The organism is Streptomyces sp. WY228 (assembly GCF_019287315.1).
Taxonomy (GTDB): domain Bacteria; phylum Actinomycetota; class Actinomycetes; order Streptomycetales; family Streptomycetaceae; genus Streptomyces; species Streptomyces caviscabies.
The window spans coordinates 7081240-7103363 of record NZ_CP079114.1 but is presented as its reverse complement, the minus strand read 5'-3'; the positions used below and the strand labels follow the sequence as shown (position 1 = coordinate 7103363).

Sequence of the window (22124 nt, the reverse complement as noted above, 5' to 3'; positions counted from 1 at the left end):
GATGCGGGCGACCAGCGAACGCGGGGCCTCGTTGTGCACGCGCACAGACGCGGTGACGGGCGGCCGCCCGCACCTCCGGCCGGTGGCATCCTCATCGGTCGTCAGGTGCGCCCGGACCCGGGGACGGAGCGGCGGATGCGGCGTGGAACGCGGTACGGGGCGCTGCTCGGCCCGCTGCTGGCGGGCGGGGCGCGGCCGGACCTGGTGGCGCGTGCGGCGCGCGGACTCGGGCTGCCGGAACGGGGGCGTTACGCGGTGGTGGTGCTGGGCGCGCCGGTGCCGGATGCGGCGGTGGTCGAGGGCCCGGACGCGGACGGCGCGCGCTGGTGGTGGGGCGGGGCCGAGGGCGCCCCGGGCGAGGCGGAGGGCCGGGAGGAGGCCCGTGAGGTCGCGGTGGTGCTGCTGGGCCCGGCGGGACCGGCCCGGGCGGTGGCGCGGCTCAGGGAGCTGGGCGCCGGGCCGGGGGGTGTGAGCCCGGTGGTGGGTTCCCTGGCGGAGCTGGGCGCCGCGCGCCGGCTGGCGGGTACGGCGCTGCTGACGTGCGAGCCGGGCAGCCGGGAGATCGTCCGGCTGGACGAGCGGCTGCCGGCGGCCCTGCTGGTGAGCCGCCCGGAGCTGTCCACCCGGTTGCTGGCGGAGGTGTTCGGCCCGCTGCTGACCCTCGTACCGGCGGAGCGGTCACTGCTGGTGGAGACGTTGGAGGCGTGGCTGGCGTGCGGGGGTTCGGTGGGGCGGGCGGCGACCCGGCTGGGGTGTCATCGCAACACGGTGTTCAACCGGCTGCGGCGGCTGGAGCGGCTCACCGCGCGCTCGCTGTCCCGGCCGCGCGAGCTGGTCGACCTGGTGCTGGCGCTGGACGTGCTCCGGCTGACGTCGGCGCCGCCGGGTCCCGGGGGCGGGGGCTGAGGGGGCGGGGCCGGTCGAGGTGGTACGGCCCTGCTCGGCGAGGGGCCCGGTCGCCGGCAGCCGCCACGGGAAGGGGCCCGGGTCGTCGTCCCGGGCCCCTCCCCGTACGGGGTCGTACGGACGTCAGCGCAGCAGGAAGTCCCGGGCGAGCGACTGTGCCGCCCGCTCCAGCAGCGGCCCGGCCTGGGCCATGGACACCGCCGGGTCCGGTTCCAGCTCGGCCAGGGCGTAGGCGCGGCGGATGCCCGCCTTCTCCAGGGCCTCCAGGGGCAGGGCGAGGCGGCCGCAGACCGCGACGACCTCGATCCCGGCCGCGCGGGCGGCGGCGGCCACCCCGGCCGGGGCCTTGCCGTGCAGCGTCTGCTCGTCGAGCGAGCCCTCGCCCGTGATGACCAGCGTGGCCCGGGCGAGCGCCGGGGCGAAGCCCAGCACGTCGAGCATGACCTCGATCCCGGGGCGGAAGCGGGCGCCGAGGGCGACGAGCGCCCCGTAACCGATGCCGCCGGCCGCGCCCGCGCCGGGCAGGGCGGCCGTCTCCGGGCCCAGCACCGAGGCGAAGTGCGTCAGGGCCGCGTCGAGGACCGCGATGTCCTCCTCGCTCGCGCCCTTCTGCCGCCCGTACACCTCGGGGGCGCCCTTGGGCCCGGTCAGCGGGTTGTCCACATCGCTGGCCAGGACCAGGTCGACGTCCGCCAGGCGCGGGTCGAGCCCGGACAGGTCGGCCTCGGCCAGCTCGGCGAGCGATCCGCCGCCGGGGCCGACGGGCTTGCCGTCCGCGTCCAGGAAGCGGGCGCCGAGGGCGGCGAGCATGCCCGCGCCGCCGTCCGTGGTGGCGCTGCCGCCGACCCCGAAGACGATCGTCGTGGCACCCGCCTCCAGGGCGGCCAGCAGCAGTTCGCCCGAGCCGTACGTGGTGGCCGTGAGCGGGGCGAACACCCCGTCGGGCAGGAGCTGGAGGCCCGAGGCCTCGGCCATCTCCACCACGGCGGTGGACCCGCGCAGCGCGTACGCCGCCGTCACCGGCTCCCCGAGGGGGCCGGTCACCCGCGCCTCGCGGCGCTCGAATCCGGCGGCCACCGCCGCCGCGACCGTACCGTCGCCGCCGTCCGCGACCGGCAGGGTCTCCACCCGCACGCCGGGCACGACGCGCCGCAGCCCGGCCGTCACCCGCTCCGCGACCTGTACGGCCGTGAGCGAGCCCTTGAACTTGTCCGCCGCGACGAGCACGCGCGCGGTCTCCACATCTGCTCCGTCCGTCACCTTGCATCCCTTGCTTTCGAACAGGCAGTCGCGCCGCCCCGACCCTATCCGCACGACCCCTGATCTGCCCATGGCCGTCCACGGCCGGACCCGTGCCACTACGCTGGCGGCCGTGACGACTCACGATGCCGACTACGCCGCGTACATCGCCGGGCTCCCCCGGGTCCTGGCCGGTGCCGCCACGCTCTTCCGTGACGTGGAAGGGCGGATCCTGCTCGTCGAGCCGAACTACCGCGAGGGCTGGGCGCTGCCCGGCGGGACGGTCGAGTCGGAGACCGGCGAGGGCCCCCGGCAGGGCGCCCGGCGTGAGACGGCGGAGGAGATCGGCCTCGACGTGGCCCCGGGGCGGCTGCTCGCCGTGGACTGGGTGCGGGGCGTGGGCCGGCCGCCGATCGTGGCGTACGTGTACGACGGCGGGGTGCTGACCGCCGCCCGGCTGGCGGCGATCCGGCTCCAGGAGGAGGAACTGCTGTCCTGGAAGCTGGTGGCGCCCGCCGATCTGGACGGCTTTCTGCTGGGCGCGCTCCGTCACCGGGTTCGGGCGGCGCTGGCGGTCCTGGTCTCCGGCGGCGGACCGGCGGAGCTGGAGGACGGCGAGCCGGTCGCGTAGGCGCGCGAAGGTCGCGTACTCCCGCGAAAGTCGCGTTGTCGCGGGAAAGCGGCTGCGGGCGGTCAGCCCTGCTGCGCGTCCGGCTTGATCTCGACGTCGCGCGCCGCACCCTCGCGCTCGGCGACCACGGCCTCGGTGCGGTGGCCGCGCGCGATGTAGTCCCGCACCACGAGTTCGACGGCGTCCTGGGGGTTCCCGACCCCCGCGAGCACCATGACTTCGACGACGAGTTCGGCATCCAGACTGACGGTCACCTTGGCCATGCGCGGACCCTACCCCGGCATGTTCCGCGCGTGGGCCGCTTCCCGCCGCTTTCCCGGAAGGGCGACGCCGGGCGGGCGGGACCACCATCCGGCCCGGCCCCGATGTGTGGCCGGACGCCATCGTCGTGGGCCGTCGCGGGTTCCTAGTCTCGTCGCAGCCGATGCGACGAGAGGTGTGCGGATGAGCAGGGACAAGGTGGTCGCCGACGCGGCGGACGCGGTCGCGGACGTGGCGCGCGGAGCGTCGCTGGCGGTGGGCGGTTTCGGGCTGTGCGGGATACCCGGTGTGCTGATCCACGCGCTGCTGGAGCGGGGCGCCGGTGAGCTGCGGGTGGTGTCCAACAACTGCGGCGTGGACGACTGGGGCCTGGGCCTCCTGCTGCGGGCGGGGCTGATCGCACGGATGACCAGCTCGTACGTGGGTGAGAACAAGGAGTTCGCGCGCCAGTATCTCCAGGGCGAACTGGAGGTGGAGCTCGTCCCGCAGGGCACCCTGGCGGAGCGGTTGCGGGCCGGTGGTTCGGGCATCCCGGCGTTCTACACCCCGGCCGGTGCGGGCACCGTGATCGCCGAGGGCGGTCTGGCCTGGCGGTACGGCGCGGACGGCTCCGTCGCGGTCGCCTCGCCGCCCCGGGAGACCCGGGTCTTCGGCGGGCGGGAGCATCTGCTGGAGGAGGGCATCACCACCGACTTCGCGCTGGTGCGCGCCGCCGTGGGCGACCGGCACGGGAACCTCCGCTTCGACTCCTCCGCCCGCAACTTCAACCCGCTCGCCGCGATGGCCGGGCGCATCACGGTGGCGGAGGTGGAGGAACTCGTCGAGCCCGGCGAACTCGCCCCCGACGACGTCCATCTGCCCGGCGTCTTCGTCCAGCGGGTCGTCCCCATCGTCCCCGGTGACCCGCACGCCGAGAAGCGCGTCGAGCGCCGTACCGTCCGCACCGCCCCCGCCGCTCACGCCACCGCCCACGAAGGGACCGTCTGAGATGCCGCTGACGCGTACGCAGATGGCGGCCCGCGCCGCCGAGGAGCTGGCCGACGGCTCCTACGTCAACCTCGGCATCGGTCTGCCGACGCTCATCCCGGACCACCTGCCGGACGGCGTCGAGGTGGTGTTCCAGTCGGAGAACGGCATCCTCGGCGTCGGCCCCTACCCCGACGCGTCCGAGGTCAGGCCCGACCTGATCAACGCGGGCAAGGAGACGGTGACGCTGCGGTCCGGGGCGTCCTGTGTCGACTCCGCGCTCTCCTTCGCGATGATCCGGGGCGGGCACATCGACGTCGCGGTGCTGGGGGCGATGCAGGTGTCCGCCTCCGGCGATCTGGCGAACTGGGTGATTCCCGGCAAGGTGATCAAGGGCATGGGCGGCGCCATGGATCTGGTCCACGGGGCCCGGCGCGTCATCGTGTTGACGGAACACACGGCACGCGACGGCTCCCCCAAGCTGCTCGACGCCTGCACGCTGCCGCTCACCGGGCGGGGCGTGGTGCACCGGATCATCACCGATCTCGCGGTGCTCGACGTCACCCCCGAGGGCTTTCTGCTGCGGGAGGTGGCCGACGGGGTGACGGTCGATCAGGTGCGGGCCGCGACCGGGGCGGAGCTGACCGTGGCGCACGAGCCGGTACCGGTGCGCGCGTAGCAGCCGGGCGTACTCCCGGCAACAGGTCGTGGCCCCCGGCTCCCGGGCCGGTTGTGGCGGGCATCGCCATTACCCGCCCTCCCGCCCGCTTCCTACGGTGACCGCACCTCGGCCGCACCGCCGCCGCACGGCGCGCCCCGGCCGGGGTCACGGGATCACGGGCGATCCCGTGCACCGTCCCACGGGAGGTCACCATGTCGTACGCCATGCCGTCGCACCCGGCTCCGTTCGGGGCTCCGCCCGGCGCCCCGCCGCCCGGAGCGCGGCGGGGCGGGCGGTGGAGCCGTGCCGTCCGCCGGTTCGCCGCCGTCGTCGCCCTGGCCACCGGGGCGGCGCTGGCGGGACCGGGGCTCGCCGGGGCCGCATCGACAGACCCCGTGGCCGCCGAGGTCCGGGCGGCCGCCTCGCTGGAGCGCGTCGCCGCGTTCGGGGCCAACCCCGGCGGCCTGAACATGTACGTGTACCGGCCCGCGGCCCTGCCCGCGAACGCGCCGGTGGTCGTCGCCCTGCACGGCTGCACCCAGAGCGCGCAGCTCTACTCCGACAACTCCGGGCTGAACACCTTCGCCGACCGGCACGGATTCCTGGTCGTCTACGCCGAGACCACCACCGCCAACAACGCCAACAAGTGCTTCAACTGGTTCCAGCCGGGCGACACGCGGCGGGGCCAGGGCGAGGCCGCGTCGATCCGGCAGATGGTCGCCCATGCCGCGACCGCCTACGGGGTGGACACCGGCCGGGTCCAGGTGACAGGTCTGTCGGCGGGCGGGGCGATGACGTCGGTCATGCTGGCCGCCTACCCGGACGTGTTCTCCGCGGGCGCGGTCGTCGCGGGCATCCCGTACGGCTGCGGAGTCGACGTCGTCTCGGCGTTCGGCTGTATGAGCCCCGGCGCGGACCGCACTCCGGCGGCGTGGGCGCAGGCCGTCCGGGACGCGCACCCCGGCTTCGCGGGCCCCTGGCCCCGGGTGGCGATCTGGCACGGGGACGGCGACGCGACCGTCGCCCCGAGGAACGCCGATGAGCTGCGGGACCAGTGGACCGCGGTGCACGGCCTCGGCCAGACGCCGGACCGTACCTCCACCATCGGCCCCAACAGCACCCGCAGGAGCGAGTATCTGGCGGCCGACGGCGCGAGCGTCGTCGAGGTCGACCGGGTGCCCGGCATCGGGCACGGCACTCCGGTCGATCCGGGCGGCGGCGCGGAGCAGTGCGGCGCCACCGGCACCCAGCACTTCATCGACTCGATCTGCTCCTCCTACTGGATCATCCGGTTCTTCGGTCTCGACGGCACCACCACCCCGGAGCCGCCCGTCGACCCGCCCACCGAACCCGCCGCCTGCTGGACGTCCAGCAACTACGAGCACGTACGCGCCGGGCGGGCCACCACCACCGGCGGCCTGGTGTACGCGAAGGGCTCCGGCCAGGACCTGGGGCTCTACAACACCTTCGTGACCCACACCCTCAAGGAGTCACCGCCGGGCCACTACGTACTCGCCGACGGCACCTGCCCCTGACACCCCTCACTCTCCAACACACCGACGTACCCACATCCGCTCGCCCACTCACCCGCTCATCGACGGAGGCCCAGCCCATGCCAGTCGCCCCACCGGCAGTCCGGCACACCGGATCACGACACGACCGTCCGCGTGGTCCGGCCCGCGGCCGGTGGCTGCGCGGGGCGGCCGTCGCCGCGGCCCTGCTGACGGCGTGGACGGCGGCCCCGTCCGCCGCCGCCCCGCTGTCGCCGGACACCGGCAAAGGCGGTCACTGCGCGCGCTCCGGCCTGCTGAGGGTGCCCGGGGCCGCCCATCAACAGACCGACTGCCTAAGGGAGTTGACGACGGCAGGTACGGTGACGTCCGGGCACACCGACCCGGCCGACTGGGCCGGGCTCACGCCGGAGGGCCTGGCCACACCCACCGGCGTACCGGGCATCCAGATCGACGGCTACTTCCCCGACACCTCCACCGGCAACACCAACCACGGCTGGAACCACGACTCCCAGTTCGTCATCCGGCTCCCCGACCGCTGGAACGGCGGCCTCGTCGTCGCCGGATCGCCGGGGGTGCGCGAGCAGTACGCCAACGACCGGGCCTTCGGCGACTGGGCGCTCGCCCGGGGCTACGCGTTCGCCGCCACCGACAAGGGCAACACCTCGGCCGCCTTCCACCGGGACGGCACAGCCCCCGGTGACGCCATCGCCGAGTGGAACACCCGCGTCACCCAGCTCACCCGCGCGGCCCGGCTGACCGTCGCGCAGCGCTACCACCGCCTCCCCTCCCGCACCTTGGCGATGGGCATGTCCAACGGCGGCTATCTGGTGCGCTGGCAGCTGGAGAACCACCCCGGGCTGTACGACGGCGGGGTGGACTGGGAAGGCACGCTCTGGACCGCCGATGGGCCGAACCTCCTCACCTTCCTGCCGCCCGCCCTCCGCGCCTATCCGCGCTACGCGGCCGGGGGCGCGGACGCCGAGGAGGCCCACCGGGCCATGACGGCCGCCGGATTCCCGGCGGGTTCGGAGTTCCTCTGGCCGTACCACCACCAGTACTACTGGGATCTGACCCAGCGGATCTACCGGGAGGAGCTGGACCCGGAGTTCGACGGCGCGACCGAGGCCGGCACGCCGTTCTGCGCGCCGGGAACGCCCGCGTGCGACGCCGACTACGGCTACGCCGAACGGCCGGCCGAGGTCCGCGACGCCGTCGCGAGGATCGCCCTGACGGGCCGGATCGGGAAGCCGCTGATCAGCTTCCACGGCACCCTGGACGTCCTGCTGCCGATCTCCGTGTCCTCGGACGCGTACGCCTCGATGGTGCGGCGAGAGGGCCGCGGCGCGCTCCACCGCTACTACCGGGTCGAGGGCGGCACCCATGTGGACTCGCTCGTCGACGCCTTCCCCGACCGGCTGCGGCCGCTCGTGCCGTGCCACCGTTCGGCGGCCGCCGCGCTGGAACGCTGGCTGGACGGGAGCGGGCGGCCGCCGTCGAGCCGGACCCTGAAGCTGCCGGAGGGCGCCTCTCCCGCCGAGCTGCTCGCCCGCTGCCGCCTGGACGGGTAGCGGCCGCCGGCCGGCTCGCCCGCCCCCGACGGGGCCCTCCACTCCGGAGGGCCCCGTCCCGTGCGTTTCGCCGGTTTCGTCGTGGTGTCCGCCCCGTGGCCCCTGGTGCCCCGCACGTCACACAGGGTTCGGCGGGTGGCGATGTCCGCCACTTCCCGCCCGCCCACTGTGGAGATCCACGCCATGGGCGGCCCGGCGGAGTGTCTCTAGCGTTTCCGGCCATGACGAGCCAATTTCACGCAGCGCCCGGTTCCCCGGCGCCGGAGGCCGGGGCCGTGGACCTCAGGGGGCGTACCGCCCTCGTCACCGGCGGCGGCAGCGGCATCGGCCGGGCCACCGCCGAGGCGCTCGCCGGGGCCGGGGCCCTGGTCCATGTCGTCGACCGCGAGGCCGGGAGCGCCAAGTCCGCCGCCGCCGCGGTCGGCGGCGTGGCCCACGTCGTGGACCTGGCCGACCCCGAGGCGATCGGGACGCTGCCGGACGCTGTGGACGTCCTGGTCAACAACGCGGGGCTGCAGCACGTGGCCGCCATCGAGGACTTCCCGCCGGACCGCTTCGAGCTGATCCAGAAGGTGATGGTGAGCGCCCCGTTCCTGCTGATGCGCCACTGCCTTCCGCACATGTACGCCGAGGGGTGGGGCCGGATCGTCAACGTCTCCAGCATGCACGGGCTGCGGGCCAGCGCCTTCAAGTCCGCCTACGTCACCGCCAAGCACGGCATGGAGGGGCTGAGCAAGGTGGCCGCGCTGGAGGGCGCCCCGCACGGGGTGACCAGCAACTGCGTCAACCCCGGCTACGTACGTACGCCGCTGGTCGAGGGCCAGATCGCGGGCCAGGCCGCCGCGCACGGGATCGCCCCGGAGGAGGTCGTCGCCGGCATCCTGCTGGACCGCTCCGCGATCAAGCGGCTGATCGAACCCGAAGAGGTCGCCGCCGTCTGCCTCTGGCTCTGCGGCCCCCACACCTCGTACATCACCGGCGCCTCGCTCCCCGTCGACGGGGGCTGGGGCGCCCACTGACCCCACACCCGCCTCCGGTCCCCACCGGAGCCGGGCGCACCACCCGCACCCCCGTCCCTGACCCACCTGCCAACGAAACGCGGTGACTCACCATGGGTTCCCCCAGCTCCGCCCCGCCCGGCAACGGCCGGATCGGCCGGATCGTCGCGGCCAGCCTCGTCGGCACCACCATCGAGTGGTACGACTTCTTCCTCTACGGCTCGGCCGCCGCGCTCGTGTTCAACACGCTGTTCTTCCCCAGCAGCGACCCGCTCGTCGGCACCCTGCTGGCCTTCCTGACGTACGCGGTCGGCTTCGCCGCCCGTCCGCTCGGCGGCGTCGTCTTCGGCCACTACGGCGACAAGATCGGCCGCAAGAAGCTCCTCGTGATCAGCCTGCTGATGATGGGCGGCGCGACCTTCGCGATGGGGCTGCTGCCCACCCACGCCAGCATCGGCGTGTGGGCTCCGATCCTGCTGACGGTCCTGCGGCTGGTCCAGGGCTTCGCGCTCGGCGGCGAGTGGGGCGGCGCGGTCCTCCTCGTCTCCGAACACGGCGGTGACGAGCGGCGCGGCTTCTGGGCCTCCTGGCCGCAGGCCGGAGCCCCCGGCGGCAATCTGCTCGCGACCGGCGTCCTGGCGCTGCTGGCCGCCGTCCAGTCCGACGAGGCCTTCCTTGCCTGGGGCTGGCGCATCCCGTTCCTGCTCTCCGGCGTCCTCGTGATGCTCGGCCTGTGGATCCGGATCTCCGTCGAGGAGTCCCCGGTCTTCCTGGAGGCGCAGAAGAAGGCGCAGGAGCAGGCCGCCGCGGGCGTCAAGGAGCAGCCGCCGGTCGTCGAGGTGTTCCGCAGGAGCTGGCGCGAGGTGCTCCTCGCCATCGGCACCCGCTTCGGCGAGAACATCTCGTACTACATCCTCACCGCGTTCCTCCTGGTCTATGTGACCGTGCACCTGGAGCTGTCCAAGAGCGACGCGCTCAACGCCGTACTGATCGGCTCGGCGGTCCACTTCGTCACCATCCCGCTGTGGGGCGCGCTCTCGGACCGGATCGGCCGCCGGCCCGTCAGCCTGATCGGCGCGCTCGGCATGGCCGTCTGGGCGTTCGGCTTCTTCGCGCTCCTGGACACCAGGTCCTTCCCGGTGATCGTCCTGTCGGTCACCGTCGGGCTGCTGCTGCACGGGGCGATGTACGGGCCGCAGGCGGCCTTCATCTCCGAGATGTTCGACACGAAGGTCCGCTACTCCGGCGCCTCGATGGGCTCCCAGCTCGCCTCGATCATCGGCGGCGCGCTCGCCCCGCTCATCGCGGTCGAACTGCTCAAGGACTACCGCTCGTCCGTCCCGATCTCCCTCTACCTCTGCTTCGCCGCCCTGGTCACCGCGGTGACGGTGTGGATCGCGAAGGAGACCCGGGGCCGCGATCTGGCCAAGGACGGCCTGGGCTCCTCGGTCCCCGCCGCGCCGGCCGCCACCCGCGAGGACTCGGTCCCGCTCGGCCGCTGACCCCCCGCCCTCCCGCGCGCCGCACCGCTCGTACGGCGCGCGGGAGACGCACACACCCCCGCTGCCCGCTCGGCCCTCCCCGGGAGGCGATCACCGTATGCTCACCGGCGTGACAGCCCCCGGCCCCCAGCACTCCGCGGCAGCCCTGCGCCGGCTCCTCGACCTGCTGGCCCAAGGTGCGGCGGCCGAGGAGTTCGACCGGCCCGCCACCGCCGCCCGGCAGGCGGGAGCCTCCGCGGCCGAGCTGGCCGAGATCGCGGAGGCCGCCGCCGTGGCGCTGCGCATCCGGCGCACGCTCAGCCAGCACCGGGTGCGCGAGGCGCAGCTCACCGCCCTGTTCGACACCGCCAGCGACCTGGCGGCCCTGCGCGACCTGGACGCCGTGCTGCGGGCCATCGTCCACCGGGCGAAGCTGCTGCTCGGCACCGACGTCACCTACCTCTCGCTCAACGACGACACCGCGGGCGACACCTATATGCGGGTCACGGACGGGTCGGTGGCCGAGGCGTTCCAGCGGGTGCGGCTCGGCATGGGCGAGGGCCTGGGCGGACTGGTGGCCCAGACCGCCCGCCCGTACGCGACCGGCGACTACCAGGCCGACACCCGGTTCCACCACACCACCACCATCGACAGCGCGGTCCTGGACGAGGGGCTGCGGGCGATCCTCGGTGTGCCGCTGCGGCTGGGCTCGCACATCATCGGTGTGCTGTACGCGGCCGACCGGGCCCCCCGCGAGTTCACCGCGGGCGAGGTGGCGCTGCTCTCCTCGCTGGCCGACCACGCCGCCATCGCCATCGACGGGGCCCGGCTGCTGGAGGAGACCCGGGCCGCACTGGTCGACCTCAACGCCGCGTCGGAGACCATCCGGACGCACAGCGAGGCGATGCGCCGCGCCGAGGAGGCCCACGACCAGCTCACCGACCTCGTGCTCCAGGGCGGCGGAGCCGACGACGTGGCGGCGGCCCTCGCCGACATCCTGGACGGCGGGATCCTCATCCATGACGCGGACGGCGCGGAACTGGCCCGTGCCCGCACCGAGCCGCTGCCGCAGCCGATCCCGGCCGTGTCCGCCTCGCGGGCCAGGGGCCGGGCCGTTCCGCTGGGCGGCACCTGGGTCTGCGCCGTCCTCGCCGGACCCGAACTCCTCGGCTCCATCGCGCTGACCGGCCGGGCGGGGCTCGCGGACGCCGACCGGCTGCTGTTCGAGCGCGCCAGCGTCGTCACCGCGCTGCTGATGCTGCTGCGCCGCTCGGTCGCCGAGACGGAGGACCGGGTACGGGGCGAGCTGCTGGGCGATCTGCTCTCACGCACCGGCGACCCGGGCACCCTGGCGGCCCGCGCCCGGCGCCTCGGCGTCAACCTGACCCGCCGGCACAGTGTGTTCGTCGCGCACAGCGAGGTGGCCCCCCGGCACCGGCTGCTGGCCGCGACCGCCCGGAGCGCGCAGGCCCGCAACGGTCTGGCCGGGCTGCACCACGACCACGTCGTCCTGGTGGCGCCGTCCGAGGAGCCGGGACCGGCCGCGCAGGCGCTCGCCGCCGAGCTGGGCCAGGCGGTCGGCTGCCCCGTCACGGTCGGCGCGGCGGGCCCCGCCACCGGTCCGGTCGACCTGCCGCACGCGCACAACGAGGCCGACCGCTGCCTCTCCGCGCTGCGCGCCCTCGGTCACACCGGGAGCGGCGGGGCCGTCGCGGACCTCGGGTTCATCGGCGTGCTCCTGGGCGACCAGGCGGACCTGGGTGGCTATGTCCGGCGGACGCTGGGGCCCGTGCTCGACTACGACAGCCGGCGCGGCACCGATCTGGTCACCACGCTGGACGCCTATTTCGCCGAGGGCGCGAGCCTCACCCGGACCAGGGCCCTGCTCCATGTCCATGTGAACACGGTGGTGCAGCGGCTGGAGCGCATCGGCCGGCTGCTCGGCCAGGACTGGAACACACCGGCCCGCACGCTGGAGATCCAGCTGGCCCTGCGCCTCCACCGGCTGACCCGGGGCCTGTGAGGGGCCGCGTCCCTTCGGCGGGAGGGCTCTCAGCCGTCCAGGCCCGCCGAGACCCGGCGCGAGGGCTTGAAGACGTACAGGTCGAGGATGTCCGGGGCGTCCGCGAGGCCCGGGCCGCCCGCCGCCGCCCAGGTCACGATGTCCTGCTCGGCGTGCTCGTCGTTGACCAGGCCCAGCCAGACCGGCCGGCCCCCGGCGCGACGGCCCTCGGCGGAGGGCTGCACGACGATCACGTTGCCCTGCTCGCAGGCGTCCAGGCAGTCGACGGCCCGTACGGTGGCGGCGCCCTCCAGGCCGGAGCGCAGCCGCGCCAGCTGGGCCGCGTGGTCGACGCCGGGGATCTTCTCGGTACCGCAGCAGCAGCCCCGGCAGACGCTGACGGTGGGCCGGGGGACGCTCTGGGCGGGCACGTCCTTGCGGGAGCGGCGGCTCATGGGGGCACTTCCCGTCGCGGTGGGTGATGGGGAGGGGACCACCGGTGGCACGGGTGATCATCACGACTCTACCGAGGCGGCCACGGCTCGAACACCAGCGCCCTCGTCCGGCCGGGTGGGGTATCGTTGACGGCTGCGAAGGGGAGTAGCCCCGCAAACCGGTCGTCGACATACTGGAGCCTTCGGGTTCCCGGTGGCCGGGCTCGTGAGTCCTGTCGAAGGGATCTCCACGGGCGGGCGAGACCTTCGGTCCTGTATGACACGTCCACGTCCTGTGGGCGCTGCCGTCATGCCGGGCCGAGTGGTCCTCCGAAAGAGCCCGAGCGGCGCTTCGCGAAGATCCGGGGCCCGGCTCGAACAGAAAGCCACCCGGAATGCACCTCGACCCTCTGGCGATCATCACCGCCTTCGGGCTGATCTTCCTCGCGGAGCTCCCCGACAAGACGATGTTCGCGTCGCTGGCCATGGGCACGCGGATGCGGCCGCTCTATGTGTGGTTCGGCACGTCGTCCGCGTTCATCGTGCATGTCGCCATCGCCGTGGGTGCGGGCGGACTCATCGGCCTGCTGCCCGACTGGATCGTCAAGCTGGTCTCGGCCTCGCTCTTCGCGCTCGGCGCGTTCCTCCTGCTGCGCGGCAGCGGCGGGGACGACGAGGAAACCGAGGTGAAGACCGTGACCGGCTTCTGGCCGGTCTACTCGACCGCGTTCATGGCGGTCTTCATCAGCGAGTGGGGCGACCTGACACAGATCACCACTGCCAACCTCGCGGCGAGCAACGGCGCCTGGTCCACGGCGCTCGGCTCGGCCGCCGCCCTGATGTCCGTCTCGGCGCTGGCGCTGCTCGCGGGGAAGTTCATCGCCAAGCGCGTACCGCTGAAGACCGTGCAGCGCATCGGCGGGCTCTGCATGCTGGGCCTCGCCGTCTGGACGGCCGTGGAGATCTTCACCGGCTGAGGCCGGCTGAGTCCGGTGCGCGGCGCACGCGTCGGGCGGGGGCGTTCCGGTTCCGGAACGCCCCCGCCCGCGCCCGGGACCACTCCCCCGCCCGCGCTCAGAAGAGAGCCTGCGCCTCCTCCCCCGTACCGCCGCTCTCGAACGCGAGGAGGCGCTGCTTGCGGTCCAGGCCGCCGCCGTATCCGGTGAGGCTTCCGGAGGCGCCGATCACCCGGTGGCACGGCACGATGATCCCGACCGGGTTCTTGCCGTTGGCCAGGCCGACCGCCCGTGAGGCGCCCGGTTTGCCGAGTTCCTCGGCGAGTTCGCCGTACGTACGCGTCTCGCCGTACGGGATCCTCAGCAGCTCCGCCCAGACGCTCCGCTGGAACGGGGTGCCGTGCAGGTGCAGCGGGAGGTCGAAGGCGGTGCGGTCCCCGGCGAAGTACTCCGTGAGCTGCCGGACCGCCTCCCCGAAGGGCTCCGGGTCCGGTACGCCGAAGGTCTCCTCGGGCGGCCGGTGGCGCTGGTCGGTCATGTAGAGGGCGGAGAGGACGCCGTCGGTGGCGACGAGCGTCAGCGGGCCGTAAGGGCTGTCGACCACTGTGTGCTGCTTGGTGGGGGGCGCGGGGGCCAGGGGTGTCACGGGGTTCTCCTTCAGGCGGGCAGGTGGTTGATGGGGTGGTCGTCCACCGTCCAGAGGTACTGCACGGCGTACGCCCGCCAGGGGCGCCAGCCGGCGGCCCGTGCGGTGAGGGCGGCGGGAGTGGCCGGCAGCCCGAGGCGCTCGGCGGCCCGGCGGATGCCCAGGTCGGTGGGGAGGAAGGCGTCGGGGTCGCCGAGGGCCCGCATGGCGATGGACTCGACCGTCCAGGGGCCGAAACCGGGCAGTGCGGCCAGCTCCGCGCGGGCCCGCTCCCAGTCGGTGTCGGTGCCGAGCCGCAGCCGGTCCTCCGCGAGGGCGGCGACGAGCGTGGTGAGGGTGGTGCGGCGGGTGCGCGGCAGGGCCAGGGCCTCCGGGTCCAGGCCCGCCAGCGCCTCCGGCGTCGGGAAGAGGTGGGTCAGGCCGCCCTCGGGGTCCTCGACCGGGACGCCGTGGGCGGTGACCAGGCGGGCCGCGTGGGTGCGGGCGGCGGCGGTGGAGACCTGCTGGCCGAGCACCGCGCGTACGGCGAACTCCGCGCCGTCCACCGTGCGGGGCACCCGGCGGCCCGGGCCCGCGTCGACCAGCGGGGCGAGCAGCGGGTCGGTGCGCAGCTGGGCGTCCACGGCGACCGGGTCCGCGTCCAGGTCGAGGAGCCAGCGGCAGCGGCTGATGGCCCGGGTGAGGTCGCGGGGGTCGGTGAGGGAGAGCCGGCAGGCGATGTGGTCGGAGGCCGGGGCGAGGGCGACGACGCCGTGCCCGTACGGGAGGGTGAGGGTGCGGCGGTACGCGCCGTCGCGCCACTCCTCGACGCCGGGGACGGCGGTCGCGGCGAGGTGGCCGAAGAGGTTGCTGGGGTTGAGCGGAGCCCGGTACGGCAGGCGGAGCGCGATGACGCCCGGTACGGCGGTGGCCCGCGGGCCCCGGGCGGCGCGGGTGCGCAGCTCGCCGGGGGCCAGGGCGAAGACCTCGCGGACCGTCTCGTTGAAGGCGCGGATGGAGGAGAAACCGGCGGCGAACGCCACCTGTGCCATGGGCAGTTCGGTCGTCTCGATGAGGAGGCGGGCGGTCTGCGCGCGCTGGGCGCGGGCCAGGGCCAGTGGTCCCGCGCCCAGCTCGGCCAGCAGCTGGCGTTCGATCTGGCGGGCGGAGTAGCCGAGCCGGGCGGCGAGTCCGGGCACCCCCTCGCGGTCGACGACCCCGTCCCGGATCAGGCGCATGGCGCGGGCCACCGAGTCGGCGCGGGCGTTCCACTCGGGGGAACCGGGGCTGGTGTCGGGGCGGCACCGCTTGCAGGCCCGGAAGCCCGCCTGCTGGCAGGCGGCGGCGCTCGGGTAGAAGGTCATGTTGGCGACCTTGGGCGGTACGACGGGGCAGCTGGGGCGGCAGTAGATCCGGGTGGTCAGGACCGCGGTGAAGAACCAGCCGTCGAAGCGGGCGTCCTTGGACTGGACGGCCCGCACGCAGCGCTCGGTGTCGGTGTGCATGGTTCCAGGATGGTGCACCGGTCAGCGGCCTGGCTGGCGGAAATCCGACATGGGCCTCACGGTGCCGGAGCCGCCCCGGGAGCCTGTTCAGCCGCGCATCGCGAGGACTTCCTCGAACTCCACGTACGCGTGCGCGTCGAAGAGCACGAAGCGCACCTCCTCGACCGGCTCCACGGTCTCCGCCAGGACCGTGCGGACCGCGATCCGGGCCCCGTCGTCCATCGGCCAGCCGTAGATGCCGGTGGAGATCGCCGGGAACGCGATGGACTTGGCCCCCAACTCCGCCGCCAGGCGCAGGGATGCGCGGTAACAGGAAGCGAGCAGGGCGGAGCGGTCCTGGGCGCCGGAGAAGACCGGGCCGACCGTGTGCACGATCCACTGCGCGTCGAGGCGTCCGGCGGTCGTGGCGACGGCCTGCCCGGTGGGCAGCCCCTTTCCGTAGTGCGAGGCGCGCAGTTCACGGCAGGCGGCGAGGATGTCGGGTCCGCCGCGCCGGTGGATGGCGCCGTCGACTCCGCCGCCGCCGAGGAGCGAGGAGTTCGCCGCGTTGACGATGACGTCCACGGACTGGTCGGTGATGTCGCCGCGGACCAGACGTACGGCGGGAGAGACAGAGGTGCTCATGCGGACATCATGCCGCGCGCCGGGGGCCTTCGCCGCCCGGTCCGGCGGACCGGGCGGCGCGAACCGCGACAGTGTCGGGCGCGGCACCGGCCGGCGGCGTTCAGGAGGCGCGCAGCCGTCGCCATACGGCCTTGGCGGCGTGGTGGCCGGACATGCCGTGCACGCCGGGTCCCGGCGGGGTGGCCGAGGAGCAGAGGAAGACCGCCGGGTGCGCGGTCGCGTACGGGACGCGGGCGAGCTTGGGGCGGATGAGGGTCTGCAGGCCCGAGAAGGCTCCGCACGCGATGTCGCCGCCGATGTAGTTGGCGTTGCGCTCGGCGAGCTGAGGCGGTCCCGAGATCGCGCGGGCGAGCACCAGATCGCGGAACCCGGGGGCGAAGCGCTCCAGTTGGCGTTCGATGACGTCGGTGGCGTCGCCCTCCCAGCCGGCCGGGACATGTCCGTACACCCAGAAGACCTGGCGCCCTTCGGGGGCCCGGGAGGGGTCGGTGAGGCTCGGCTGGGCGGTGATGAGGAAGGGGGCGTCGGGGTCGCGGCCCTCGACGGCGGCCCGCAGCGCGGTGTCGATGGCTCCGGCGGTGGGGCCGATGTGGACGGTGCCGGCGCGGCGCGCTTCCTCGGCGGTCCAGGGAACGGGGCCGGACAGTGCGTAGTCGATCTTGAAGGCGGCGGCGCCGTAGCGGTAGTGGCTGTAGGCGGAGCCGAGGCCCGCGATCCGGGCGAGCGCGGAGGGCGAGGTGTCGAAGATGTAGGCGCGGGCGGGCGGGAGTTCGTCCAGCCGCTTGACCTCGCTGCCGGTGCGGATGGTGCCGCCCTGCTCGCGGAGGTAGGAGGCGAGGGCGTCCGAGATCGCCTGGGAGCCGCCGCGCGGCACCGGCCAGCCGTTCTCGTGGGCGGCGAGCGCGAAGACGAGGGCGATGGCGGAGGTGGCGAAGCCGCTGGTGGGAGCTATGGCGTGGGCGGCGAGCCCGGCGAAGAGGCCGCGCGCCTTCTCGCCCCGGAAGCGCCGGGAGACCCAGGTGGCGGGCTGGAGGCCGAGCAGCCCGAAGCGGGCCAGCCGGTACGGGTCGCGGGGCAGGCCGTCCCAGGGGGTGCGCAGGAAGTCGGCGGCCAGGGTGTCCCAGCGGCCGAGGAAAGGGGCCATGAGGCGGCGGTAGGCCCCGGCGTCGGCGGGCCCCAGCGACATCGCGCTCTCGCCGACGGAGCGGGTGAGCGCGGCGGCGGTGCCGTCCGGGAAGGGGTGGGCGAGGTCGACCTCGGGGTGCAGCCACTCCAGTCCGTGCCGGGCCAGCGGCATCGCCCGGAACGCGGGCGAGCCGATCCCGAGGGGGTGCACGGCGGAGCAGGGGTCGTGCCGGAACCCCGGCAGCGTCAGCTCCTCGGTGCGGGCGCCACCGCCGACGGTGTCGTGCGCCTCGTGGACCTCCACGGCGAAGCCCCTGCGGGCCAGTTCGGCGGCGGCGGTCAGCCCGTTGGGCCCGGCCCCCACGACGACCGCATCGAGCATCGAGGGCACCTGGGGACTCCTTCGTCGGCCGGCGGGCGGAGACCCAGGATATTCGGGCGCGCCGACAGCGCGGACGCGGGTACCCCGGGGCCGGCCCGGCGGGTCAGCCGCCGGACCGCAGCGCGGCCAGGACGCGCTGGGCGGTGGCCTCGTCGCGGGCCGCCGTGAACGGCAGGTCGTTGCCGCCCGTGATCCGGAACGGGGCGCCGGACAGGGTGGACTGGACGCCGCCCGCCTCGGTGACCAGGAGCAGGCCCGCGGCGTGGTCCCAGGCCAGCTCCCAGTTGAAGGCGACGGCGTCCTGCGCGCCGCGGGCGACGGCGAGGTATTCGAGCCCGGCCGAGCCACAGGGGCGGGGAGCGATGCCTTCGGTGCGCAGGCCGAGCAGGGCCCGCTTCTGCGCGTCGGTGGTGTAGTCGGGGTGCGAGGTCGCCACGTCGAGCACCGCGCCGGGGGCGGGCGACCCGGAGCGTATCGGTACGCCGTTGAGCGTGGCGCCCCGGCCGCGCACGGCGACGGCCATCTCGCCGAGGACGGGTGCGTACGTCCAGGAGGCGTGGACCTCGCCGTGCAGGGCGAGGGCGACCAGGGTGCAGAAGCCGGCCTCGCCGCGGACGAACTGGCGGGTGCCGTCGACCGGGTCGACGATCCAGACCGGGGCGTCGCCGCCGAGGGCGTCGTAGACGGCCGGGTCGGCGTGGACGGCCTCCTCGCCGACGACGACCGAACCGGGCAGCAGCTTGGTGAGGGCGGCGGTGAGGTGCTCCTCGGCCAGCCGGTCGGCGGCGGTGACCAGGTCGTGCGGGCCGCTCTTCTCGATGATCTCGTGGGCGGCGAGCTTCCGGTGGCGGGGCATGATCTCGGCCGCCGCCGCGGCGCGCACGGCCGCCTCGACGTCGGCGGTCGGCCCGGTGTGCCCGGCGGTCCCGTACAGGAAGTCATCGATCATGGGCCCACCCAATCACGCTCGGCCGGCGAGGCGGCCACCCACCCGGCCCGTCCGGCGTCCCGGCCCGTCCGGCGTTCGAGGACGGATCCGGCACCGTCGCCGAGCGGCCCCTCACCACGCGCGGGCGGCCCCGGTCAGCAGATCCCGCACCCGCGCCACCTGAGGGTTGACGGCGGAGCCGGGGCGCTGCACCAGGTACGTGGTGTTGATCGGCGGGTCCTCGGGGGCGTACAGCTCGACGAGGGCGCCCGAGGCCAGTTCGTCCGCGCAGAGGTAGCGCGGCAGCACCGTGAAGCCCGCCCCCGCCACCACGGCGGCGAGCACCCCGCGCAGGTCGGGCACGGTGACGGCGGCCCGGCAGTCGAGGCGGCGGCCGAAGACGTGGCGCCAGTAGCGGCGGGCGATGGGCAGATCCTCGGCGTACGTCACCAGCGGCAGGCCGTGCAGCGCCCCCGGGCCCTCGGCCGCGAGGCGCTCCGGTGCCCCGGTCCGGGCGGCCCAGTGCGGAGCGGCCGTCAGGACGAACTCCTCGTCCATCAGCGGCACCGCGGACAGCGCCCGGCCGCGCGGCCGGGTGGTCGCGATGACCAGGTCGTGGCGGCCCGCGCGCAGCTCGTCCAGGAGCGGATCGGTGAGCCCGGTCGCGGCGCGGAGCAGCAGCCCGTCCGCGACCAGCGGGGCCAGCGCGGGCAGGACCCGCAGGCACATCAGCTCGGCGGGGCCCGCCAGATGGACGGGGGCGGCCGGGCGCTCACCGGCCGGGACCGTATCGCCGGTGACCTCGGCGAGGGCGTCCAGCGGGGCGACGATCCGGGCCGCCAGCTCGTCCGCGTACGGCGACGGGGCGACCCCGCGCGGCAGCCGCTCGAACAGCTCCCGGCCCACCTGTCGCTCCAGGGCCCGCATCTGGGCGGTGACCGTGGGCTGGGACAGGCCGAGCAGCCGGGCGGCGGCGGTGAAGGACCCCGACCGGTGCACGGCGAGGAAGGTGCGCAGCAGATTCAGATCGGCCGGGCCGGCCGGCTGCACGCCCGTATCCGCGTGCGCGTCCGCCGTCCGGCCCAGCCCGGCGAACCCATCAGGACCCTTATGCCTCATAGCTGCCAGCCTATTGGAAATCTATGGAAGATCCGTCCTACGGTCGCATGAGTCAGCCCTCACCGGGACTCCCCCGCACACACTTCTCTCTCGACCTACGGAGACGTACGACATGGCAAAGATCCTTTTCGTGGTGACCGGCGCGGACCACTGGACCCTGGCGGACGGCACGAAGCACCCCACGGGCTTCTGGGCCGAGGAGGCCGTGACCCCGTACGAGACCCTCACGGCGGCCGGTCACGAGGTGGTCGTCGCCACCCCGGGCGGCGTCGTCCCGACCGTGGACCGAGGCAGCCTGGCTCCCGAGTTCAACGGCGGCCGGGAAGGCGCGGACCGGGTCGCCGCCGCACTGGACGGGTTCGAGGAGCTGCGGCGGCCCGTCGCGCTGGAGGACGTGGACCTGGACGCGTACGACGCGGTCTTCTACCCCGGCGGCCACGGCCCCATGGAGGACCTCGCGGTGCACGAGGCATCCGGCCGGCTGCTCGCCGACACGCTGGCCTCGGGCAAGCCGCTCGGCGTGGTCTGCCACGGTCCGGCAGCCCTGCTGGCCGCGACCGGCCCCGACGGCGCAAACGCGTTCGCCGGGTACCGGCTGACCGGTTTCACCAACACCGAGGAGACCCAGGCGGGCCTCGCGGAGAAGGCCAAGTGGCTGCTCCAGGACCGGCTGGTGGAGCTGGGCGCGGACTTCCAGGAGGGCGAGCCCTGGGCCCCGTTCATCATCACCGACCGAAATCTGATCACCGGTCAGAACCCGGCGTCCTCCGCCCCGCTGGCCGCCGAACTGCTGAGCCGGCTCGGCTGACGGGCGCCGCGAGGCCTCAGGCCCCGCCCGTTCAGACCCAGTCCCGCCGTGCGGGCGGCTCGCAGAGTTCCAGCACGACCGCGCCCGTCTCCGGTTCGTCCCCGGAGACGGGCCGCACGCGCGCTCCGACCGTCACCAGATGCGGTGCCGCGCCCACGATCCGGCAGCGGAACACGAACCCTTCGGGGAACCGCACCAGCGACTCGTTCCGCGCGGCCTCGGTGTAGCGGTGGACGACGGCGGTACGGACGACCACGCCGTGGCCGGTGGTGCGTTCAGGCTCCAGTTCGCTCGACGCGCACACCGGGCACAGCAACCGCCGGAACGAGGCGGTGCCGCACCAGCGGCAGCGGTGGTAGGAGAGGCCGCACTCCTCGTGCGCCTTCTGGACGGTGCCCATTCCTGTCTGGGACACGGCTCGACCCCCTGCGCTCGACTCGGACGCGCCGCACCTGCACTGCCGGCGCGTCCGCACCATATGGCACTCAGTGCCGGACAGTAAAGGCACTGAGTGCCCATTGATACACGGTTCCGGCCGCCACGGCGCTCAGCTCTCGCCGACGGCGGCCTCGATCTGCTGCACGACGCGCCACATCGGAGTCCCTTTCCGCGCCACCATCACGACCACCTCGCCGTCGACGGAGACGGGCGTCGAAGCGGCCGCGCCGACCGCCTCCGCCGCCTCCCGCTCCGGCCGCGCCGAGACCGGGACCACCTCGCCGACGGGCCGCGCCCACACCGCGCGCACCAGGTCGAGCGCATGGTCGACGGCTTCCTCGGGGTCACCCTCCCCGCCCGAACGCAGCCACAGCCGCAGCCCGTTGTTGTGCGCGGCCACCACGGACGCCGCGATCACCTCGGCCCGCAGCTCCCCGTCGCCACCCTCACCGAACCGGCCCCGCAGATGCCCGGCGAGGGTCTGTTCGTAACGGCGCACCACCGACAACTCGTACGTCCGCAGCCCCGGCACCTCCCGGGTGAGGCGGTAGCGCTGTACGGAGAACTCGGGGTTGTCCGCGTACATCCGCAGCACGATGCGCGCGGCGTCGCACACCGCACCGACCGGGTCGCTGTCGTCGACGGCCGCCAGGAACTCGGTCATCTCGGCGAGGCAGCGCTCGTGATCCGGGAAGACCGCGTCCTCCTTGGACGGGAAGTAGCGGAAGAACGAGCGCCGCCCCACCCCGGCCCGGGCCACGATGTCGTCCACGGTCGTCCGCTCGAAGCCCCGCTCCAGGAACAGCTGGAAGGCCGCCTGGGCGAGCACCTCCCGCATGGGTGCCTTCTTCTCGGGTCCTCGCGCCTCGCTCATGCGGCGAAACGTAGCACCGGAACGGCACTTTTGGCACTGGGTACCTTTACAGAGGGTACTGAGTGCCATAGTGTCGTCA

22 protein-coding genes are annotated in these 22124 nt (G+C 74.3%); 11 read left to right on the top strand and 11 right to left on the bottom strand.

Translation table 11 applies throughout. The annotated features are described in order from the left end of the window. Positions 1 to 135 precede the first annotated feature (135 nt). Positions 136 to 906 (top strand): CdaR family transcriptional regulator, encoded by a 771-nt coding sequence (locus KV381_RS31160; RefSeq protein ID WP_030083620.1) that lies wholly within the window; start codon positions 136 to 138, stop codon positions 904 to 906. A gap of 123 nt (positions 907 to 1029) precedes the next feature. On the opposite strand, the gene KV381_RS31155 is transcribed toward KV381_RS31160, so the two are convergent. Next, on the bottom strand, positions 1030 to 2148 hold the full coding sequence (locus KV381_RS31155) for a glycerate kinase (protein WP_103537563.1): 1119 nt from the start codon (positions 2146 to 2148) through the stop codon (positions 1030 to 1032). 130 nt (positions 2149 to 2278) lie between these two features. Between KV381_RS31155 and KV381_RS31150 the strand changes: the two genes are divergently transcribed. Continuing rightward, positions 2279 to 2776 carry an NUDIX hydrolase gene (locus KV381_RS31150; protein ID WP_086779204.1) on the top strand — a complete coding sequence of 166 codons (498 nt, stop codon included), beginning with the start codon at positions 2279 to 2281 and terminating at the stop codon, positions 2774 to 2776. Positions 2777 to 2838: 62 nt separating this feature from the next. On the opposite strand, the gene KV381_RS31145 is transcribed toward KV381_RS31150, so the two are convergent. Further along, on the bottom strand, positions 2839 to 3039 hold the full coding sequence (locus tag KV381_RS31145) for a type II toxin-antitoxin system VapB family antitoxin (RefSeq protein WP_030083617.1): 201 nt from the start codon (positions 3037 to 3039) through the stop codon (positions 2839 to 2841). 181 nt (positions 3040 to 3220) lie between these two features. Between KV381_RS31145 and KV381_RS31140 the strand changes: the two genes are divergently transcribed. The 7 genes from KV381_RS31140 (at position 3221) to KV381_RS31110 (ending at position 12248) form a co-directional block, all read left to right on the top strand. Beyond that, complete coding sequence (locus KV381_RS31140; RefSeq protein WP_098025759.1) at positions 3221 to 4024, top strand: CoA transferase subunit A; 804 nt, start codon at positions 3221 to 3223, stop codon at positions 4022 to 4024. A gap of 1 nt (position 4025) precedes the next feature. Then, a complete protein-coding gene (locus tag KV381_RS31135) occupies positions 4026 to 4682 on the top strand; it encodes a 3-oxoacid CoA-transferase subunit B (RefSeq protein ID WP_098025758.1) in 657 nt (218 codons plus the stop codon). A 194-nt stretch (positions 4683 to 4876) separates the two neighbouring features. Then, a complete protein-coding gene (locus KV381_RS31130) occupies positions 4877 to 6199 on the top strand; it encodes a PHB depolymerase family esterase (RefSeq protein ID WP_218786834.1) in 1323 nt (440 codons plus the stop codon). Positions 6200 to 6276: 77 nt separating this feature from the next. Continuing rightward, positions 6277 to 7746, top strand: a complete 1470-nt coding sequence (locus KV381_RS31125; RefSeq protein WP_256995183.1) for a 3-hydroxybutyrate oligomer hydrolase family protein — start codon at positions 6277 to 6279, stop codon at positions 7744 to 7746. Between the two features lie 221 nt (positions 7747 to 7967). After that, positions 7968 to 8765, top strand: a complete 798-nt coding sequence (locus KV381_RS31120) for a 3-hydroxybutyrate dehydrogenase (protein ID WP_030083607.1) — start codon at positions 7968 to 7970, stop codon at positions 8763 to 8765. 92 nt (positions 8766 to 8857) lie between these two features. Next, positions 8858 to 10246 carry an MFS transporter gene (locus tag KV381_RS31115; protein ID WP_030083605.1) on the top strand — a complete coding sequence of 463 codons (1389 nt, stop codon included), beginning with the start codon at positions 8858 to 8860 and terminating at the stop codon, positions 10244 to 10246. Positions 10247 to 10343: 97 nt separating this feature from the next. Further along, positions 10344 to 12248 carry a GAF domain-containing protein gene (locus tag KV381_RS31110; protein ID WP_030083603.1) on the top strand — a complete coding sequence of 635 codons (1905 nt, stop codon included), beginning with the start codon at positions 10344 to 10346 and terminating at the stop codon, positions 12246 to 12248. Positions 12249 to 12277: 29 nt separating this feature from the next. On the opposite strand, the gene KV381_RS31105 is transcribed toward KV381_RS31110, so the two are convergent. Next, on the bottom strand, positions 12278 to 12682 hold the full coding sequence (locus tag KV381_RS31105; RefSeq protein WP_030083601.1) for a (2Fe-2S) ferredoxin domain-containing protein: 405 nt from the start codon (positions 12680 to 12682) through the stop codon (positions 12278 to 12280). Between the two features lie 374 nt (positions 12683 to 13056). Here KV381_RS31105 and KV381_RS31100 point away from each other — a divergent pair, with 374 nt between their 5' ends. Next, a complete protein-coding gene (locus KV381_RS31100) occupies positions 13057 to 13638 on the top strand; it encodes a TMEM165/GDT1 family protein (protein ID WP_030083600.1) in 582 nt (193 codons plus the stop codon). 97 nt (positions 13639 to 13735) lie between these two features. On the opposite strand, the gene KV381_RS31095 is transcribed toward KV381_RS31100, so the two are convergent. From KV381_RS31095 to KV381_RS31070, 6 genes are all read right to left on the bottom strand, one after another. Next, complete coding sequence (locus KV381_RS31095) at positions 13736 to 14254, bottom strand: methylated-DNA--[protein]-cysteine S-methyltransferase (RefSeq protein ID WP_373461218.1); 519 nt, start codon at positions 14252 to 14254, stop codon at positions 13736 to 13738. Between the two features lie 20 nt (positions 14255 to 14274). Continuing rightward, positions 14275 to 15747: an AlkA N-terminal domain-containing protein gene (locus KV381_RS31090; protein WP_218786833.1), complete on the bottom strand. Its 1473-nt coding sequence runs from the start codon at positions 15745 to 15747 to the stop codon at positions 14275 to 14277. Positions 15748 to 15834: 87 nt separating this feature from the next. Continuing rightward, complete coding sequence (locus KV381_RS31085; RefSeq protein WP_030083594.1) at positions 15835 to 16371, bottom strand: O-acetyl-ADP-ribose deacetylase; 537 nt, start codon at positions 16369 to 16371, stop codon at positions 15835 to 15837. 100 nt (positions 16372 to 16471) lie between these two features. Then, positions 16472 to 17887: an NAD(P)/FAD-dependent oxidoreductase gene (locus tag KV381_RS31080; protein ID WP_086779808.1), complete on the bottom strand. Its 1416-nt coding sequence runs from the start codon at positions 17885 to 17887 to the stop codon at positions 16472 to 16474. Positions 17888 to 17981: 94 nt separating this feature from the next. After that, the gene (locus KV381_RS31075) at positions 17982 to 18827 is read right to left on the bottom strand and encodes an inositol monophosphatase family protein (protein WP_030083590.1); all 846 of its coding nucleotides are present in this window, start codon (positions 18825 to 18827) and stop codon (positions 17982 to 17984) included. 111 nt (positions 18828 to 18938) lie between these two features. Further along, a complete protein-coding gene (locus KV381_RS31070; protein WP_256995182.1) occupies positions 18939 to 19925 on the bottom strand; it encodes a LysR family transcriptional regulator in 987 nt (328 codons plus the stop codon). Between the two features lie 112 nt (positions 19926 to 20037). On the opposite strand from KV381_RS31070, the gene KV381_RS31065 reads away from it, so the two are divergent. Further along, complete coding sequence (locus tag KV381_RS31065) at positions 20038 to 20733, top strand: type 1 glutamine amidotransferase domain-containing protein (RefSeq protein WP_030083586.1); 696 nt, start codon at positions 20038 to 20040, stop codon at positions 20731 to 20733. A 31-nt stretch (positions 20734 to 20764) separates the two neighbouring features. On the opposite strand, the gene KV381_RS31060 is transcribed toward KV381_RS31065, so the two are convergent. Together KV381_RS31060 and KV381_RS31055 are read right to left on the bottom strand one after the other, a co-directional pair. Beyond that, positions 20765 to 21133 carry a Zn-ribbon domain-containing OB-fold protein gene (locus tag KV381_RS31060; RefSeq protein ID WP_030083584.1) on the bottom strand — a complete coding sequence of 123 codons (369 nt, stop codon included), beginning with the start codon at positions 21131 to 21133 and terminating at the stop codon, positions 20765 to 20767. Positions 21134 to 21280: 147 nt separating this feature from the next. After that, entirely contained in the window at positions 21281 to 22009 is a 729-nt protein-coding gene (locus KV381_RS31055) for a TetR family transcriptional regulator (RefSeq protein ID WP_218787333.1), read from the bottom strand. Positions 22010 to 22124 lie beyond the last annotated feature (115 nt).

What these genes read in the sequence shown, in the direction of transcription:
- KV381_RS31160 (WP_030083620.1), top strand. Translation starts at nt 136, where the DNA reads ATGCGGCGTGGAACGCGGTACGGGGCGCTGCTCGGCCCGCTGCTGGCG.
- KV381_RS31145 (WP_030083617.1), bottom strand. Translation starts at nt 3,039, where the DNA reads ATGGCCAAGGTGACCGTCAGTCTGGATGCCGAACTCGTCGTCGAAGTC.
- KV381_RS31140 (WP_098025759.1), top strand. Translation starts at nt 3,221, where the DNA reads ATGAGCAGGGACAAGGTGGTCGCCGACGCGGCGGACGCGGTCGCGGAC.
- KV381_RS31135 (WP_098025758.1), top strand. Translation starts at nt 4,026, where the DNA reads ATGCCGCTGACGCGTACGCAGATGGCGGCCCGCGCCGCCGAGGAGCTG.
- KV381_RS31130 (WP_218786834.1), top strand. Translation starts at nt 4,877, where the DNA reads ATGTCGTACGCCATGCCGTCGCACCCGGCTCCGTTCGGGGCTCCGCCC.
- KV381_RS31125 (WP_256995183.1), top strand. Translation starts at nt 6,277, where the DNA reads ATGCCAGTCGCCCCACCGGCAGTCCGGCACACCGGATCACGACACGAC.
- KV381_RS31120 (WP_030083607.1), top strand. Translation starts at nt 7,968, where the DNA reads ATGACGAGCCAATTTCACGCAGCGCCCGGTTCCCCGGCGCCGGAGGCC.
- KV381_RS31115 (WP_030083605.1), top strand. Translation starts at nt 8,858, where the DNA reads ATGGGTTCCCCCAGCTCCGCCCCGCCCGGCAACGGCCGGATCGGCCGG.
- KV381_RS31110 (WP_030083603.1), top strand. Translation starts at nt 10,344, where the DNA reads ATGCTCACCGGCGTGACAGCCCCCGGCCCCCAGCACTCCGCGGCAGCC.
- KV381_RS31105 (WP_030083601.1), bottom strand. Translation starts at nt 12,682, where the DNA reads ATGAGCCGCCGCTCCCGCAAGGACGTGCCCGCCCAGAGCGTCCCCCGG.
- KV381_RS31100 (WP_030083600.1), top strand. Translation starts at nt 13,057, where the DNA reads ATGCACCTCGACCCTCTGGCGATCATCACCGCCTTCGGGCTGATCTTC.
- KV381_RS31090 (WP_218786833.1), bottom strand. Translation starts at nt 15,747, where the DNA reads ATGCACACCGACACCGAGCGCTGCGTGCGGGCCGTCCAGTCCAAGGAC.
- KV381_RS31085 (WP_030083594.1), bottom strand. Translation starts at nt 16,371, where the DNA reads ATGAGCACCTCTGTCTCTCCCGCCGTACGTCTGGTCCGCGGCGACATC.
- KV381_RS31075 (WP_030083590.1), bottom strand. Translation starts at nt 18,827, where the DNA reads ATGATCGATGACTTCCTGTACGGGACCGCCGGGCACACCGGGCCGACC.
- KV381_RS31070 (WP_256995182.1), bottom strand. Translation starts at nt 19,925, where the DNA reads ATGAGGCATAAGGGTCCTGATGGGTTCGCCGGGCTGGGCCGGACGGCG.
- KV381_RS31065 (WP_030083586.1), top strand. Translation starts at nt 20,038, where the DNA reads ATGGCAAAGATCCTTTTCGTGGTGACCGGCGCGGACCACTGGACCCTG.
- KV381_RS31060 (WP_030083584.1), bottom strand. Translation starts at nt 21,133, where the DNA reads ATGGGCACCGTCCAGAAGGCGCACGAGGAGTGCGGCCTCTCCTACCAC.
- KV381_RS31055 (WP_218787333.1), bottom strand. Translation starts at nt 22,009, where the DNA reads ATGCGGGAGGTGCTCGCCCAGGCGGCCTTCCAGCTGTTCCTGGAGCGG.